Below are 13,996 nucleotides of genomic sequence, written 5' to 3' on the forward strand. Positions count from 1 at the left end.
TCGGGCTCCTCAGTAGTAACGGCGAATGGTGACGGTCTGCAGCACGCTGGTGAGGCGCTTGCCGTCGGCCTGGGCGGCTGCGCTCACCCGGTAGTAGTGCGGTCCGCGCCCCTGGGAGCGCTCGTCGGGATCGGTGATCTCGACGTTTCCGCCGGAGTCGGCGGGATCGAAGGCGATGTAGGCAGCGTTCCAGCGCGGCACGGTGGTGAAGGTAGTGCTGCCGTCCATGCCCAGGTAGGCGATAGAAGTGGCGTCGCTGCTCCACCAGGAGGTTCCGGCCGTGGTGTTGGTGTCGTACTTGTCGCTGGCCAGGATGCACAGGTTGGCGTGGTTGGCGACGCTAGCGGTGCAGGAGTCGGAGCCCTGGTCCAGGCTGGTCTGCGCGGCCAGCCGGCGCTCGCCTTCGCGCAACGCCGACTCGGCTGCCGCGCGGGCGTGTTGCTGTTCGCCGAGGTTGCCGATCAGACGGGTTTCGGTGGTGGTGCTGCGCATGCTGCCGAGGGCGATCAGGGTGCCGAGTAGCAGCATCACCAGGGCGATGACCAGGGTGGCTCCGGTTTGTGTGCGGGGACTGTGGCTTCGAATCATGGCATCAGGTTCCTCAGCATCACGCTGCCCTGGGCGATCTGGTAGGCGTAGGCGGTGTCTTCGCTCAGGGTCTTGCCGCTGATGGTTTTCCAGCGGCTGGCGATATCGCTGCTCATGCCGCCGCGGGTGACGGCTCCGCTGGCGAGCAAGGCGGCATAGCCAACGGACAGGCTGCTGGCGTTGGTCGACGGGAGGGTGGAGAAGACGAAACCGGCCACGCCGCTGATCAGGGTCTGCTCGGTGCCGTCCTGCGCCTTGCAGGTCAGGGTGCCGCTGCTCGGCGTGCTGCCGGCGACGTAGCTGATGCGGGTGAGAATGCTGGTGCCGCGCGACACGAACTTGCCCAGGCAGTCGTACTGGTTGCCGCTCGAGGACTGGGCGGTCTCGTCGCTCGCGCCCTGGTAACGGATGCAGATGCCATTGCCGTCGCTGGTCAACTGGAAGGTCTGCCCGGCACTGAAGGCTGGGCAGCCGTTGCTGCTGCCCAGGGCCGGGAAGGCGCTTTCCAGGGAGTCCTGCGGCAGGTAGCGATAGCCGGTTCGGGCCAGTTGCTGGTCCAGCAGCAGCAGGGCGTAGCGCGCGTTTTCCTGGTTGCTCAGCTGACCCTGCTGAAACTGGAAGTGGGCCTTGTTGTTGATGTACAGCTGCGTCGCGCCGAGGATCAGCAGGCTGCCGATGGCCAGGGCGACCATCAGTTCGATCAGGGACAGGCCGGACTGGCGCCCCGGGGATACATGGGTGGACATGCCGGACCTCAGAGTTCGCCGCGCAGGCGGTAGGTGCACAGGTTGTCGTCGCATTGGCCGGTCGGGTCCTTCCAGGCGATCTGGATCAGCACGGCCGAACTGGGGGTGGCGCTGCAGATGCCGTCCGACTGGCTGGGGCAGACGCTGTAGCTGGCGCTGAGGATCGCGCTGGTCACCGGCAGGCTCGCCTGCACCGACTGCAGCCAGCAGGCCAGGTCGGCCTTGGCCACATCGCTGCCGCCAGCGCCGCGATCGCGTGTGGAGCAGTCGCTGCGCGTAGTGGTCTCGAAGGCGTCGCCGAGTGCCTTGTAGTAGGCCGAGCTGCTGCTGAATTTGTTGCTGCTCAAGGCGCCAGCCGGGTTGCTGCGCATTTCTTCGAGCAACTGCTGGGCGAGCTGGATGGCCTCGTTGCGCTGCAGCGCGTCCTGGGTATAACGCATGCTTTTGCCCTGCAATGCGGCCATGCCGAGCGCACCGACACTGACCAGCAGCAGGCTGATCAGGACTTCCAGCATGCTGAAGCCACGTTCGCCTCTCATGACGAGCACTCCGTCGAGCTGCTGGTGATCTGTCCGCTGCCATAGATTTGCAGGACCCGGCCGGTAACGGTGCTGGAGCCGGAGGTGGGGCAGAGGGTGATCGTCAGGCTGGTCGTTTCGCCGGATAGCGTGCCCGACGGCGAGAAACTGAGCCTGGTGCTGCTGGCGGTGGCAGTGACGCTGCTGGAGCCGTTGATTCCCTCGCTGCCGTACTTGCGCAGGACCTCGTTCCCGGCATCGACCTCGAGCGCACCGACCCAGTTGCTGTCGGTGGCCTTGACGGTTACCGAAGTCCCACGCGTGATCGCCTCGCTGCGAGCGTATTGCAGCAGGTGGGTGAGCTCGGCACTGACGGTGTCGACCTTATTCTTCTGGATCAGGTCACCGAACAGGGGCGTGGCAAGGTTCGCCAGGATCGCCAGGACGGCGATCGTGACCATCAGCTCGACGAGGGTGAAGCCTCGGTTCGTTTCGTTTCCCGGCATGGCGGATTCCGCTGGCGTATGGACGGTGGAGCCGGGACGCGCCCGGCTTGGCCGCGCATGGATATCCGCTGCATGTAAGGAGAGTTTTTGCCCTATGTATCAAGCGACGAACATGGCCGCGGGCGGTCGATTCGGGCGGGTGAGCGGTATGGGACAAGAACGAAAGTCGTCGCCGGCAAGGATACGAGCGTCGAAAAAAAGCCCCGCATCGCGGGGCTCTTTTCGTCAGTGCGCCGGTTCCGGCTCGGTGGCGGGGAGGGCGTCCTTCTTCGCCAGCAGCGTGTAGACGCAGGGCAGGACGAACAGGGTGAAGAGGGTGCCCACGCTCATTCCGGTGGCGATCACCACGCCGATGTCGAAGCGGCTCACCGCGCCCGCGCCGCTGGCCAACAGCAGCGGGATCACGCCCAGGACCATGGCCGCGGTGGTCATCAGCACCGGGCGCAGGCGGATGGCCGCGGCTTCTTCCACCGCTTCGCGCACCGACAGGCCGCGCTCGCGGCGCAGCTGGTTGGCGAACTCGACGATGAGGATGCCGTGCTTGCTGATCAGGCCGATCAGCGTCACCAGACCGACCTGGGTGTAGATGTTCAGGCTGGACAAGCCGAGGAACAGCGGCACCAGCGCGCCACAGATCGACAGCGGCACCGTGACCATGATCACCAGCGGATCGCGGAAGCTCTCGAACTGCGCCGCCAGCACCAGGAAGATCACCGCCAGGGCCAGGGCGAAGGTCAGCATCAGCGCGTTGCCTTCCTGCACGAATTGCCGCGACGCGCCGGCGTAGTCGAAGGCGAAACCGCGCGGCGACTCCTCGGTGGCTATTTGCTTAACCGTGTCGATCGCCTCACCCATGCTCACCATCGGCACGCCGGAGATGATCGCCGAGTTGAGCTGCTGGAACTGGTTGAGCTGGCGCGGGCGGGCGCGCTCGTGCAGGGTCACCAGGGTCGACAGCGGCAGCAGGTCGCCCTGGCCGTTCTTCACGTAGTAGCTGCCCAGCCAGTCGGGGTTGTCGCGGAAGCGCCGCTCGACCTGGGCGATCACCTTGTAGCTGCGCCCGTCGATGGTGAAGCGGTTGATCTCGCCTTCGCCCAGCAGGCTGGCCAGGGTGACGCCCAGGTCCAGCATGGAGACGCCCATCTGCGCGGCTTTTTCGCGGTCGATGTCGACCACCAGCTCCGGTTTGTCGAAGGCCAGGTCGAGGTCGAGGAAGGCGAACTTGCCGGACTCCTCGGCGCGCTTCTTCACCCGCTCGGCGACCTGCAGCAGCGACTCGTAGTCGTTGGCGGTGTTGATCACGAACTGGAACGGCAGGCCCTCGCCGGTGCCCGGCAGCGACGGCAGGTTGAAGCCGAAGATCTGGATGCCGGGGATCTTGTCCAGCTCCGCCTGCACCGCGCGCAGCAGCTCCATCTGGCTGCGTTTGCGCTCGTTCCAGGGCTTGAGCAGCATGCCGCCGATGCCGGTCTGCACGCCGTTGTAGCCGTTGATCTGGAACGCCGAGTAGTACTCGGGGAAGGTGCGGAAGATGCTCTCGAATTGGGCCGTGTACTTGTTCAGGTAATCCAGGTTCGCGGTCTGCGGCGCGCTGCTCATGATGAACACGATGCCCTGGTCTTCCTCGGGCGCCAGCTCCTTGTGGGTGAACATCAGCAGCAGCGGGATGATCGCCAGCACCAGCGCGCCGAACACCAGCACCACCGGGCGGTTGTCCAGAGTGGAATGCAGGCTGCGCTGGTAGCGGCGCTTGAGCGCTTCGAACATCACGTCCAGGCGATGCGCCAGGCCGCTGGGGTTTTCCTCGTGGCGCAGCAGGCGCGAGCACATCATCGGCGACAGGGTCAGCGCGACTATCCCGGAAATGATCACCGCACCGGCCAGGGTGAAGGCGAACTCCTTGAACAGCGCGCCGGTCAGGCCGCTCAGGAAACCGATGGGCGCGTACACCGCGGCCAGGGTGATGGTCATGGTCACCACCGGCACGGCGATTTCCCGCGCGCCTTCGATGGCGCCCTGGAACGGTGTTTTCCCTTCCTCGATGTGGCGGTGGATGTTCTCCACCACGACGATGGCGTCGTCCACCACCAGGCCGATGGCGAGCACCATCGCCAGCAGGGTCAGCAGGTTGATCGAGTAACCCATGGCCTGCATGAAGAACAGCACGCCGATCATCGACAGCGGGATGGTCACCACCGGGATCAGCACCGAGCGGAACGCGCCGAGGAACAGGAAGACCACCACGATGACGATCAGGATGGCTTCGCCGAGGGTCTTCACCACCTCGTCGATGGACGCCTGGATGAAGCGCGTGGCGTCGTAGGCGATGGTCACCTTGAGGTTCGGCGGCAGCTGTTCTTCCAGCTCCGGCAGCTTGGCGCGGACTTCCTTGATCACGTCCAGCGGGTTGGAGCTGGGCGTGCCCTTGATGCCGATGTACACCGAGGGAATGCCGTTGAACGAGCTGACCGAGTCGTAGCTCGCCGCACCCAGCTCGACCTTCGCCACGTCGCCCATCAACACCCGGCGGTCACCGAAGGTCTTCAGCGGGATGGCGGCGAAAGCCTGCGGCGACTTGAGGTCGGTGGCGGCGTTGACGCTGGTGAGCACCAGCTCGCCCTTCACTTCGCCGGCGGCGGACAGGAAGTTGTACTTGCGCACTGCGTCATCGATGTCGCTGGCGGTGATGCCGTAGGCGGCCATCTTCACCGGGTCCAGCCACAGGCGCATGGCGAACACCTGGTTGCCGAGGATCTCCGCCTCGGAGATGCCCGGCAGGGTAGCGAGCTTGGGCTGGATCACGCGGGACAGGTAGTCGGTGATCTGCGGGTTGCTCATCTGCTCGCTGAAGAAGCTGATGTACATCAGCGCCGAGGCGTCGGCGGCTTCCTTGTCCAGCACCGGGTCTTCGGCGTCGGGTGGCAGCTGGGTCTTCACCTCGCCGATCTTCGACAGCAGCTCGGTCACCAGGCGGTCGGTATTGGCGCCGATGTGCGCGTAGATCGAGATCACCGAGTAGTTCTGCCGGCTCACCGAGGTCATGTAGTCGATGCCTTCGGCGCTGGCCAGGCTCTGCTGCAGCGGCTGGGTGATGTAGCCCTGGATGGTCTCGGCGTTGGCCCCGGCATAGAAGGTGGTGACGGTGATCAGCGCGTTCTCCATCTGCGGGTATTCGCGGATCACCAGGCGGCTGAAGGCCTGCATGCCGAGCAGGACGATCAGCAGGCTGACCACGGTGGCCAGCACGGGGCGACGGATGAACGGATCGGTAAAGGCCATGGTTCCAGTCCTTTGTCATTCGGCCTGCGCGCTATGCGGCAGCAGGCGGGGCGGCGCGTGGCCGCCGTGCAACGGTTGCGCTCAGCGGGCGTCGGCGGTGATCGCCACCGGTGTGCCGCTGTCGAGCTTGAGCTGGCCGGAGGTGACCACCTGCTCGCCGGCCTTCAGGCCTTCGAGGATCACCGCACCGCCTTCGCGACGCTCGCCGACCTTGACGAAGCGGCGCTCCACGGTCAGTTCCGGCTGGCCCTTGGCGTCGTTCACCGGCTTGCCGGCCTCGTCCTTCTTCGGCACCACCACGTACACCGAGTTGCCGTAGAGGGTGAAGGCCACCGCGGTTTCCGGCACCACCACGCGCTGCAGCTTCTCCGGCAGCTCCACCTCGATGTTGGCGAACATCCCCGGCAGCAGCTTGCCCTCGGGGTTGGCCAGGCTGGCGCGGACCTGCAGGTTGCGGGTCTGGTTGTCGACTCGCGGGCTGATCGCCTCGATGCGGCCCTCGAACTGCATCTGCGGGTACGCCGCCACGCGCACGCTGATGCGCTGACCGGTGCGCAGCAGCGGGAAGTCCTGCTCGGGCAGGAAGAAGTCCACCAGCAGCGTCGACAGGTCCTGCAGGGTGGCGATGGCGTTGCCCGGCGACAGGTAGTCGCCGACGTCCACCTGGCGGATGCCGATGGTGCCGTCGAAGGGCGCGAGGATGCGCTTCTTCGCCAGCAACGCCTTGAGCTGCGCGACCGTGGCGCTGGAGCGCGCCAGCTGGGCGGCCAGGCGGTCGTACTCGCTCTTGGAGATGGCCTGGCGGCCGACCAGGCTGCGACCGCGCTCGAACTCCACCTGGGCCAGGCCCAGGTCGGCCTCGGCGGTGTGCAGGGTGGCGGTCTCGACGTCGTTTTCCAGCTGCACCATCGGCTGGCCGGCGCGGACTTTTTGCCCGGAGATGAACAGCAGGTCGCGCACGGTGCCGGAGACTTCCGCGGTCAGGGTCACGCCCTGGTTGGCGCGCAGGGTGCCGATGGCCGGCAGCCGGCTCTGCCACTCGCGCTGCTCGGCGGCCGTGGCGGTCACGTTGACCGGCGGGCGCGGCGCGCTGAACTGGGCGATCTGCTGTTTGATGGAGAGGTATTTGGTCCCGGCGAGCGTCACCACTATAACGGCGACCACGCCGAGCATGATCAGCATGCGGCGCAACATTGTCCTGTTCCTTGGTACGTGCCTGGCGAAACACCACCACAAGTGGGTCGCCCTGCCTGGCGGCCTTCCGGATGCAGCGGCATCAGGCCCTTAAGCCGTTGATTTATGCCCCATTGCGGGGCAGAAGAGCGCACATTAGACGCAGTTCGCCTCGCCGTCAAAGGGCCCTGGTAGCAAGACGTTTCCTACGGAAAGCGAATTAGGAACTTGTAGGACGGTGCTGAAGGCGCGGCAGGAGCGGGAAAGGGGAAGCCACATCCCTGTGGCGAGTCGGCTCAGGCGCCGAGGCGGTGGGTGACGCCGCTGAGGTCGCCGGAGAGCCCGTGCAGGTGCTGGCTGGCCTGCTGGGTGCGTTGCACGTTTTCGTTGTTGGTGGTGGCGATGGCGGTGATCTCGGTGAGGTTGCGCGAGATGTCTTCGGCCACCGAGGTCTGCTCTTCCGCGGCGGTCGCGATCTGCCGGTTCATGTCGCGGATGGCTTCCACCGCCTGGGTGATGTTCTGCAGCATGCTGCCGGCCTGGGTCACCTGCTCCAGGCCTTCCTCGCTGCGGCTCTGGCCGTTCTCGATGGCGCGCACGGCGTTGAGCGCGCCGGTCTGCACGGTGTCGATGATCTGGTGGATCTCTGCGGTGGATTCGGCGGTGCGTTGCGCGAGAGTGCGTACCTCGTCGGCGACCACGGCGAAGCCACGGCCCTGTTCGCCGGCGCGGGCGGCTTCGATGGCAGCGTTGAGGGCGAGCAGGTTGGTCTGCTCGGCGATGCCGCGGATCACTTCCAGTACCTTGCCGATGCGGCCGCTGTCGGCTTCCAGGCGGCGGATCACCTCGGCGGTGCTGGAAATCTCGCTGCTGACCCGGCTGATGGTGTCGATGGTCGACTGCATCACCTGCTCGCCAGCTTGCGCATGGTGGTCGGCATCGTCGGCGGCGCGGGCAGCGTCGGCGGCGTGGCGCGCGACTTCCTGGGCGGTGGCAGACATCTCGTGCATCGCCGTGGCCACCTGGTCGGTGCGCGAGAACTGCTCGCGGGTGCCCTCGGCCATCAGGGTGGCGATGGCATTCAGCTCGCCGCTGGCGCTGTCCAGCTCGTTGGTGCTGCGCTTGAGGCGGTTGAAGGTGTCGGCGAGGAAGTCCCGCAGCGTATTGGCGGCGCGGGCCAGGCGGCCCAGTTCGTCCTGGCGGCTGGCGTCGACGCGTTCGCCGAAGTTGCCCTGGGACAGTTGGGCGATGTGCTCGATCAGCCGGGAGATCGGCCCGATCAGGTTGCGGTTGACCAACCACAGGCTGAACAGGCCGAGCAGGACACCGGCGGCGATCAGCACCAGGCTGCCGAAGATCACGGTGCTGCGGGCGCTGGCGCTGATCAGCTGCGATTGCTGGTCGGCCTGCTGGTGCAGGCTGGCGACCAGGGCGCTCATCTGTGCGCTGGCGTTGCGGTCGATGCCCTTGACCGCGGCGTCGCCGGCACGCGGTTCGCTACCGGCGGCCTTGTAGGCGGCCAGACCCTTGCGGTAGGCCTCGCCGAGCTGGCGGTGATCGTCGCGCAGCTGGCTGACCTGGCGCTGCAGCTCGGCATCGCCGGCGGCGTTTTCGTTCAGGCGCTGGAGGATGTCCTGTACCTGGCGCTCCTGTTCCTCGAACTGGCCCCAGTACTTGTCGAGGTCGGCGGGCATCTGGCCGCGCAGCAGCACGTCCTTCCAGTCCTGGACCTGGATCTTGAATGCCAGGTTGGCCTGGTCGATCAACTGCGCCGAGCGCACCGGGCCGCTGAGCAGGCCCTGGTAAGCGTTGACGCTGCCGGAAAGGAATTGGAAGCAGGCCAGTGCGACTAGTAATACGAGCAGCAGGCTGCCGCCGAGCAGAGAAAGAATCTGCGCGCGCAGGGAGGTTCGGAACATCGTGGGTACGCCTCGCGGACGTGGAGTGGGATTCGGTCAGAACAGGAATCGGCCGCGTCTGCCGCCGCATGAGCGGCAGTAGACGAGTGGTGTCGGAAGATTCTGAGGGAGCCTGGTTACGCTTCGACGGCGGCCCAGACTCGGATCAGGAAGCCAGGTGCAGGTGGTTGTCCCAGAACGCCGGCGGCAGTTGCAGCGGCTGCATGGCGATCTCGGCCTTGCGGCAGTCGTAGAGGCGGCAGCGGCCCTGTCCGGAGGTGACCACGAAGCCGTCCTTGACCGCGCCGACCCCGGCGCAGTCGGGCAGCGGAGCGTCCAGGCGCAGGGCGCCGCTGTCGAGGTCCCAGATGAAGAAGCGGTTGCCGCGCGGCGCGGTCAGCGCCACCAGGCGCAGCTCGTCGTGCACAGCCACGCTGGCGGTGTACTGGGTCATTGCCTGGCGTTGCTCGTCGGCCAGCGGGAAGGCTTGGAACGGCTGGCCCGGGCGCTTGATGGCGAGCAGATCGGCGCGCTCGTGGGCGTCGCCCATGTACTGCTGGCAGGCGACTATGGTGCCGTCGCTTGCGATGGCCAGGTGACGCACGCTGTTCATCTGCTGGGGCAGGGTTTCCTTGGAGAGCAGCGCGCCGTCGCGGCGCATCAGCACCAGGCTTGGCTCCATGGCGTCGAGGTTCATCTCGACGCGGCTCTCGGCTTCGGTGCGGATGCCGCCGTTGGCGACCACCAGGGTCTCGCCGTCGGGCAGCCAGGCCACTTCGTGGGGGCCCAGGCCGTGGGTCGGGACTTCACCGCTGTGCTGCAGGCGTTCGCCGTCAAAGCGGTACAGGCCCAGGAGGCCGCGGCCCGGATCGCTGGTGTCGTTCTCGGTGGCGTAGAGCCATTCGCCGTCCTTGTGCCAGACGCCGTGGCCGTAGAAGTGGCGGTTCGGCTGCGAGTCGATGGACTGCAGCAGGCGGCCGCTGTCGAGGTCGATCAGGTAGCTGGTGCGGCCCGGGCGGCGTGCGACGAAGAGGGCCAGCGGCCGGTGCGGATGCTGCACGATGGCGTGGCAGCGCAGGCCCACCTCGGTGGCGAACACGCAGCTGCCGTCGAGACGGTAGCCGACCGCGTAGTGCTTGCCATCCGCGTCGTCGCGGGCGGACAGCAGCAACGGCTCCTTGCCTTTGCGCGACAGCGTCCAGCCGCCGAAGGAGAGGGCGCCGAGCAGCAGGCTGCCCAGGCCGATCACGTGACGTCGCAGCATGGCGTTCACCTCGCGTTCTCAGTCGCCGTCGTTGGCGTTGAAGCCGAGCTGCACGCCCAGGGCCTTGGCCAGGTCGGTCTCGTGCAGGCGGTGGACGGTGTTCAGGCTGTCGTACAGGTCGTTGAGCTGCTTGATGCCGGCGTCATCCTTGAGCAGGTCGCCCAGCGGCTGCTTGAGCGCGGCGAACTTGCCGTGAACCTCGGCATAGGCGGCGTCGATCTTGCCGGCCAGCTCCTTCTGCTCGCTCGGCAGCAGGCCGCGCAGGCCCTTGCCGTCGGTGCCTTTCCACAGCGCCTCGGCGCCGTTGAGGCTCGATTCCAGGCTGGCGAGGGAGGTGTCGCTGCGCCAGTTCTCGGCCTGGAAGGGCTGCGGGATGCCCTTGCTCTGGCGGCCCAGCGGCGTGCCGAGTTTCTTCTTCAGCAGGTCGAGGCCGGTGACCTGCACGCGCAGCATCTCGGCAATGGCCTCATGGGCGTCGGCATAGCGCGCGTTGGGGAACTTGCTCATCTGCGCGAGGGTGCCGTTGTCGGCCTTCCAGCGGGTCAGGATGTCTTCGGCCAGGGCCTGCTGGTGCGCGCCGATGGCTTCCAGCAGCGGGCAGTAGCGCGCCTTGGTGGCGGCGTCGGCGAGGTCGATCTTGGCGTCGAAGAGGATGTATTCGTAGGCGGTCAGGCCCTGCACCACGACGCTGGACTTGGCCAGGCCGGCCGGGTCGATCTGCGGGTTGTCGTTGAGCAGTTGCTCGACCTGGCGAGCGACCAGGTTCTTCTTGTCGGGGTAGAACTGGATCTGCCAGGCCCGGTTGCCTTCGGCCAGCGGCCCGATCAGCAGTGGCTGCAGCTCGGCCCAGGCCTTCTGCGCGGCGACGAAGTCGGCACGCGCCTTGGCCAGGTCTTCCTTGCCCTGGCAGAACGCCAGCGCGCTGGAGGCCAGCGCGCGGTCGGCGTCGACCCAGCGCCCATAGGCCGGGAGGATGACCTGCTGCGCCAGCGCGGCGCTGGTGGTCGCCTGCGGGTCCTGCGGCGAGCAGGCGCCGAGGGCGATGGCAAGGCTGGTGAGCAGTAGTCGGGGGCGGAACATGGTCGGCTCCTTAGAGTGAATTCAGGAATTCCAGCAGGGCGCTGCGCTGCTCGGCGTCGAAGGCCAGTACGCGCTGCTTGGCGGCTTCGGCTTCGCCGCCATGCCAGAGCACGGCTTCGAGCAGGTTGCGGGCGCGGCCGTCGTGGAGGAACTGGGTGTGGCCGTTGACCGCCTGGGTCAGGCCGATGCCCCACAGGGGCGCAGTGCGCCAGTCGCGGCCGCTGGCGAGGAATTCCGGGCGGTTGTCGGAGAGGCCTTCGCCCATGTCGTGCAAGAGCAGGTCGCTGTACGGGCGGATGACCTGGTTGGCGAGCTCCGGCTCGGCAGCGTCGGCGTCGGTGGTGAACTTGGGAATGTGGCAGGCGGCGCAGCCGGCTTCGTGGAACAGTGCCTTGCCAGCCAGCACCTGCGGGTCGTCGACCATGCGCCGCGCCGGCACCGCGAGGTTGCGGGTGTAGAACAGGATCGGGTCGAAGATATTGCGGGTGACCTCGGGCTTGCCGCCGTCGATGGCTTCGCGGCAGGCGGTCTGGGTCTCGGTGCAATCGTCGTGGGGCAGGCGGTCGCTGGTCAGGCCCATGTCGCTGGCGAAGGCATGGGCATTCTGCTGCGGCACGCTCGGTTGCCCGGCCTTCCAGCCGAAACGGCCGAGCACGGTCTTCTGTGCCGCATCGTCCCAGACCCGGTTGGCGCGCCCGCGGATGCCGTCGCCATTCAGATCCTTGGGATCGGCATTGGCCAGGATCGCCACTTCGGGAATGGCTTCCAGCAAGCCCAGGCCGATCATTGGCGGGGCGACGCGGGCGGAGAACATAGTGTCGGGGTGCATCGGCCCGTAGCCGAGACGGGTAATGCGCAGGATCGGTTTGCGCAGCTCGACCTCGGTGCCATCGGCGAAAGTCACCGTCTGCGGCTCGTAGTCCACCCGCACGCGGGCTTCCGGAACCACGCCGGGAATGGCCGCGTCCTGCAACTGGCCGCCGTACACCGGCTCGGGCACCACGCCCAGGCGCTGCAGGGTCGCTGCGTCGCCGGCGGCGGCGGGAATCGACAGGCGCACCAGCATGGATACCGCGTTGATGTCGTTCGGCCCCGGTGGATGACCACGGCCGTCCTTGATGTGGCAGTTCTGGCAGGCGTTGGTGTTGTACAGCGGACCCAGACCGTCGCGCGCCGTGGTGGTCGAAGGGGCGATGACCCAGGGATTGCGGAAGAAGCTGTTGCCGACGCTGAAGTCCAGACGGCGGCTCGGCGCGAGGTTCGCCGCCGGCATCGAGAAGGCGTTGTGGTCGTTCTGGAACAGGGTGCCGGCACCACCGGAAAGGGCTTCGCCAGGCTCGGCCTCTGCCTTGGGCTGGTCCGGCTTGCAACCGGCAAGGGCGAGCGCGGCGAGCAGCGGAACCAGGAGCAGGGGGCGTGGACGGCGATACATCGGAGCGATCCAGGTGGGTGAAGTGGGCGGCAATCTTAGCAGTTGGGCAAACTCAAATACGAAAAATTTCTATTTGCCGTTGGCGCTTCGAAAAACGCCAAGGCCCCGAGTGCCGGGGCCTTGGCGCGTACCGGAGACTGCTGCGGCCAGGGGCCGCAGCGTCGTGGCGGTCGATCAGAACTGGTGATCGGCGTTGTCCGGCTTGAGGTCCTGGATGCCCAGGGCCGCGGCGGCTTTCTCGATCGAACCGGTCTGCTTGACCAGCGAGGCGATGGCGTCGCGGATGATCTTGTGGTCGGCCTCGTCGGCCGGGGCGATCATCTGGTCGAAGTGCACGCCGTCTTTCTCCGCGCGGTCGACGATGGCCTGCATCTTCGCCTGGGTGCCGTCGAGGTCGGCCTTCAGGGTGTCATTGGCCTGGGCGTCGGCCTTGGCCACCAGGTCGGACAGGCTCGGGCCTTTCACTACGCTGCCATCCACGCGCTTGTACTCGCCCAGGTAGACGTTACGGATGCCGGCGGCATCGAAGTACAGGGTGTGGTGGGTGTTGTCGCTGAAGCAGTCGTGTTCGTCTTCGGTGGAGTTGGCTTCCAGGGCCACTTTCATGCGCTCGCCGGCCAGCTCGCCGAGGGACAGGCTGCCCATGCCGAAGAACATCTTGCGCAGGTTGGTGGACGCGTTGTCGGCCTCCAGCTTGGCGCGGTAGTTATCGGCCACGCCGGATTTCCAGTTGCCGACCATCTCTTCGAGGCTGGACACCAGCAGGTCGGTGGCGGCCTTCAGGTAGGCGGCGCGACGGTCGCAATGGCCGTTGGTGCAGTCCTTGCCTTGGGCGTAGTCGGTGTACGGACGGTTGCCGGCGCCGGGGTTGCTGCCGTTCAGGTCCTGGCCCCAGAGGAGGAACTCGATGGCGTGGTAGCCGGTGGCGACGTTGGCTTCGGAGCCGGCGACTTCGTTCAGGCTGGCCAGCTTCTCGCCGGTGATTTCCTTCACGTCGATCTTGTCTTCGCCGACCTGGATCTCGGTGTTGGCGATGATGTTGGCGCTGGCGGCCGGGTTGCCCTCGGCGTGCTGGTAGTCCTTGGCGACGTAGTCGATCAGGCCTTCATCCAGCGGCCAGGCATTGATCGCGCCTTCCCAATCGTCGACGACCTTGTTGCCGAAGCGGAAGGCTTCGCTCTGCGAGTAGGGGACGCGGGCGGCCAGCCAGGCTTCGCGGGCGGCTTTCAGGTTGGCTTCGCTGGGCTTGGCGATCAGCGCGTCGACGGCGGTCTGCAGGGCCTTGGCGGTGCTCAGGGAGTCGCCGTACACGGCTTCGGCGATATCTGCGTAGTTCTTCACTACCGCCTTGACCGCTGCCTCGTCGGCCTTGATCGCCGGCGCTGCGCTCTGTGTGCTGGCCGCGGGCGCGGCTGCTTGGGCGGCGGCTTCTTTCTTGTCGTCGCCGCAGCCGGCGAGAGAGATGGCAATGGCCAGCAGGCTGGCAGTTGCCCAGGGCATACGAGTCATGAC

General features: G+C 66.8%; 11 protein-coding genes. All 11 read right to left on the reverse strand.

Features of this window, described 5'->3' with window-relative positions:
• Positions 1-9: 9 nt before the first annotated feature.
• The 11 genes from PKB_RS28705 to PKB_RS04385 all read right to left on the reverse strand — a co-directional run bounded on the left by PKB_RS28705 (position 10) and on the right by PKB_RS04385 (position 13,993).
• Positions 10-588 carry a pilus assembly PilX family protein gene (locus tag PKB_RS28705; RefSeq protein ID WP_052355175.1) on the reverse strand — a complete coding sequence of 193 codons (579 nt, stop codon included), beginning with the start codon at positions 586-588 and terminating at the stop codon, positions 10-12.
• On the reverse strand, positions 585-1,334 hold the full coding sequence (locus PKB_RS04340; RefSeq protein WP_043249309.1) for a PilW family protein: 750 nt from the start codon (positions 1,332-1,334) through the stop codon (positions 585-587). Before PKB_RS04340 ends, PKB_RS28705 begins: the two co-directional genes overlap by 4 nt.
• A gap of 8 nt (positions 1,335-1,342) precedes the next feature.
• Positions 1,343-1,873, reverse strand: coding sequence for a type IV pilus modification protein PilV (gene pilV, locus PKB_RS04345; protein ID WP_043249311.1), 531 nt, complete (start codon positions 1,871-1,873; stop codon positions 1,343-1,345).
• Entirely contained in the window at positions 1,870-2,358 is a 489-nt protein-coding gene (locus PKB_RS28710; RefSeq protein ID WP_052355176.1) for a GspH/FimT family pseudopilin, read from the reverse strand. The genes pilV and PKB_RS28710 overlap by 4 nt, the downstream gene beginning before the upstream one ends.
• 225 nt (positions 2,359-2,583) lie before the next feature.
• The gene (locus tag PKB_RS04355; RefSeq protein WP_043249314.1) at positions 2,584-5,637 is read right to left on the reverse strand and encodes a multidrug efflux RND transporter permease subunit; all 3,054 of its coding nucleotides are present in this window, start codon (positions 5,635-5,637) and stop codon (positions 2,584-2,586) included.
• A gap of 81 nt (positions 5,638-5,718) precedes the next feature.
• Complete coding sequence (locus PKB_RS04360; protein WP_043249316.1) at positions 5,719-6,831, reverse strand: efflux RND transporter periplasmic adaptor subunit; 1,113 nt, start codon at positions 6,829-6,831, stop codon at positions 5,719-5,721.
• A 275-nt stretch (positions 6,832-7,106) separates the two neighbouring features.
• A complete protein-coding gene (locus tag PKB_RS04365) occupies positions 7,107-8,729 on the reverse strand; it encodes a methyl-accepting chemotaxis protein (RefSeq protein WP_043249318.1) in 1,623 nt (540 codons plus the stop codon).
• A gap of 145 nt (positions 8,730-8,874) precedes the next feature.
• Entirely contained in the window at positions 8,875-9,972 is a 1,098-nt protein-coding gene (locus PKB_RS04370; protein WP_043249320.1) for a DUF1513 domain-containing protein, read from the reverse strand.
• 18 nt (positions 9,973-9,990) lie between these two features.
• Positions 9,991-11,052, reverse strand: a complete 1,062-nt coding sequence (locus PKB_RS04375; protein ID WP_043249322.1) for an imelysin family protein — start codon at positions 11,050-11,052, stop codon at positions 9,991-9,993.
• A 10-nt stretch (positions 11,053-11,062) separates the two neighbouring features.
• Complete coding sequence (locus tag PKB_RS04380) at positions 11,063-12,484, reverse strand: di-heme oxidoreductase family protein (protein ID WP_043249324.1); 1,422 nt, start codon at positions 12,482-12,484, stop codon at positions 11,063-11,065.
• A gap of 174 nt (positions 12,485-12,658) precedes the next feature.
• Entirely contained in the window at positions 12,659-13,993 is a 1,335-nt protein-coding gene (locus PKB_RS04385) for an imelysin family protein (protein ID WP_043249325.1), read from the reverse strand.
• Positions 13,994-13,996: the final 3 nt, after the last annotated feature.

Origin of the sequence: Pseudomonas knackmussii B13 (assembly GCF_000689415.1) — a bacterium.
GTDB classification, from domain to species: Bacteria; Pseudomonadota; Gammaproteobacteria; order Pseudomonadales; family Pseudomonadaceae; genus Pseudomonas; species Pseudomonas knackmussii.

Coding starts and splice junctions, on each gene's coding strand:
- PKB_RS04340 (WP_043249309.1), bottom strand. CDS start 1,334: ATGTCCACCCATGTATCCCCGGGGCGCCAGTCCGGCCTGTCCCTGATC.
- PKB_RS04380 (WP_043249324.1), bottom strand. CDS start 12,484: ATGTATCGCCGTCCACGCCCCCTGCTCCTGGTTCCGCTGCTCGCCGCG.
- PKB_RS28710 (WP_052355176.1), bottom strand. CDS start 2,358: ATGCCGGGAAACGAAACGAACCGAGGCTTCACCCTCGTCGAGCTGATG.
- PKB_RS04375 (WP_043249322.1), bottom strand. CDS start 11,052: ATGTTCCGCCCCCGACTACTGCTCACCAGCCTTGCCATCGCCCTCGGC.
- PKB_RS04370 (WP_043249320.1), bottom strand. CDS start 9,972: ATGCTGCGACGTCACGTGATCGGCCTGGGCAGCCTGCTGCTCGGCGCC.
- PKB_RS28705 (WP_052355175.1), bottom strand. CDS start 588: ATGATTCGAAGCCACAGTCCCCGCACACAAACCGGAGCCACCCTGGTC.
- PKB_RS04360 (WP_043249316.1), bottom strand. CDS start 6,831: ATGTTGCGCCGCATGCTGATCATGCTCGGCGTGGTCGCCGTTATAGTG.
- PKB_RS04355 (WP_043249314.1), bottom strand. CDS start 5,637: ATGGCCTTTACCGATCCGTTCATCCGTCGCCCCGTGCTGGCCACCGTG.
- PKB_RS04385 (WP_043249325.1), bottom strand. CDS start 13,993: ATGACTCGTATGCCCTGGGCAACTGCCAGCCTGCTGGCCATTGCCATC.
- pilV (WP_043249311.1), bottom strand. CDS start 1,873: ATGAGAGGCGAACGTGGCTTCAGCATGCTGGAAGTCCTGATCAGCCTG.
- PKB_RS04365 (WP_043249318.1), bottom strand. CDS start 8,729: ATGTTCCGAACCTCCCTGCGCGCGCAGATTCTTTCTCTGCTCGGCGGC.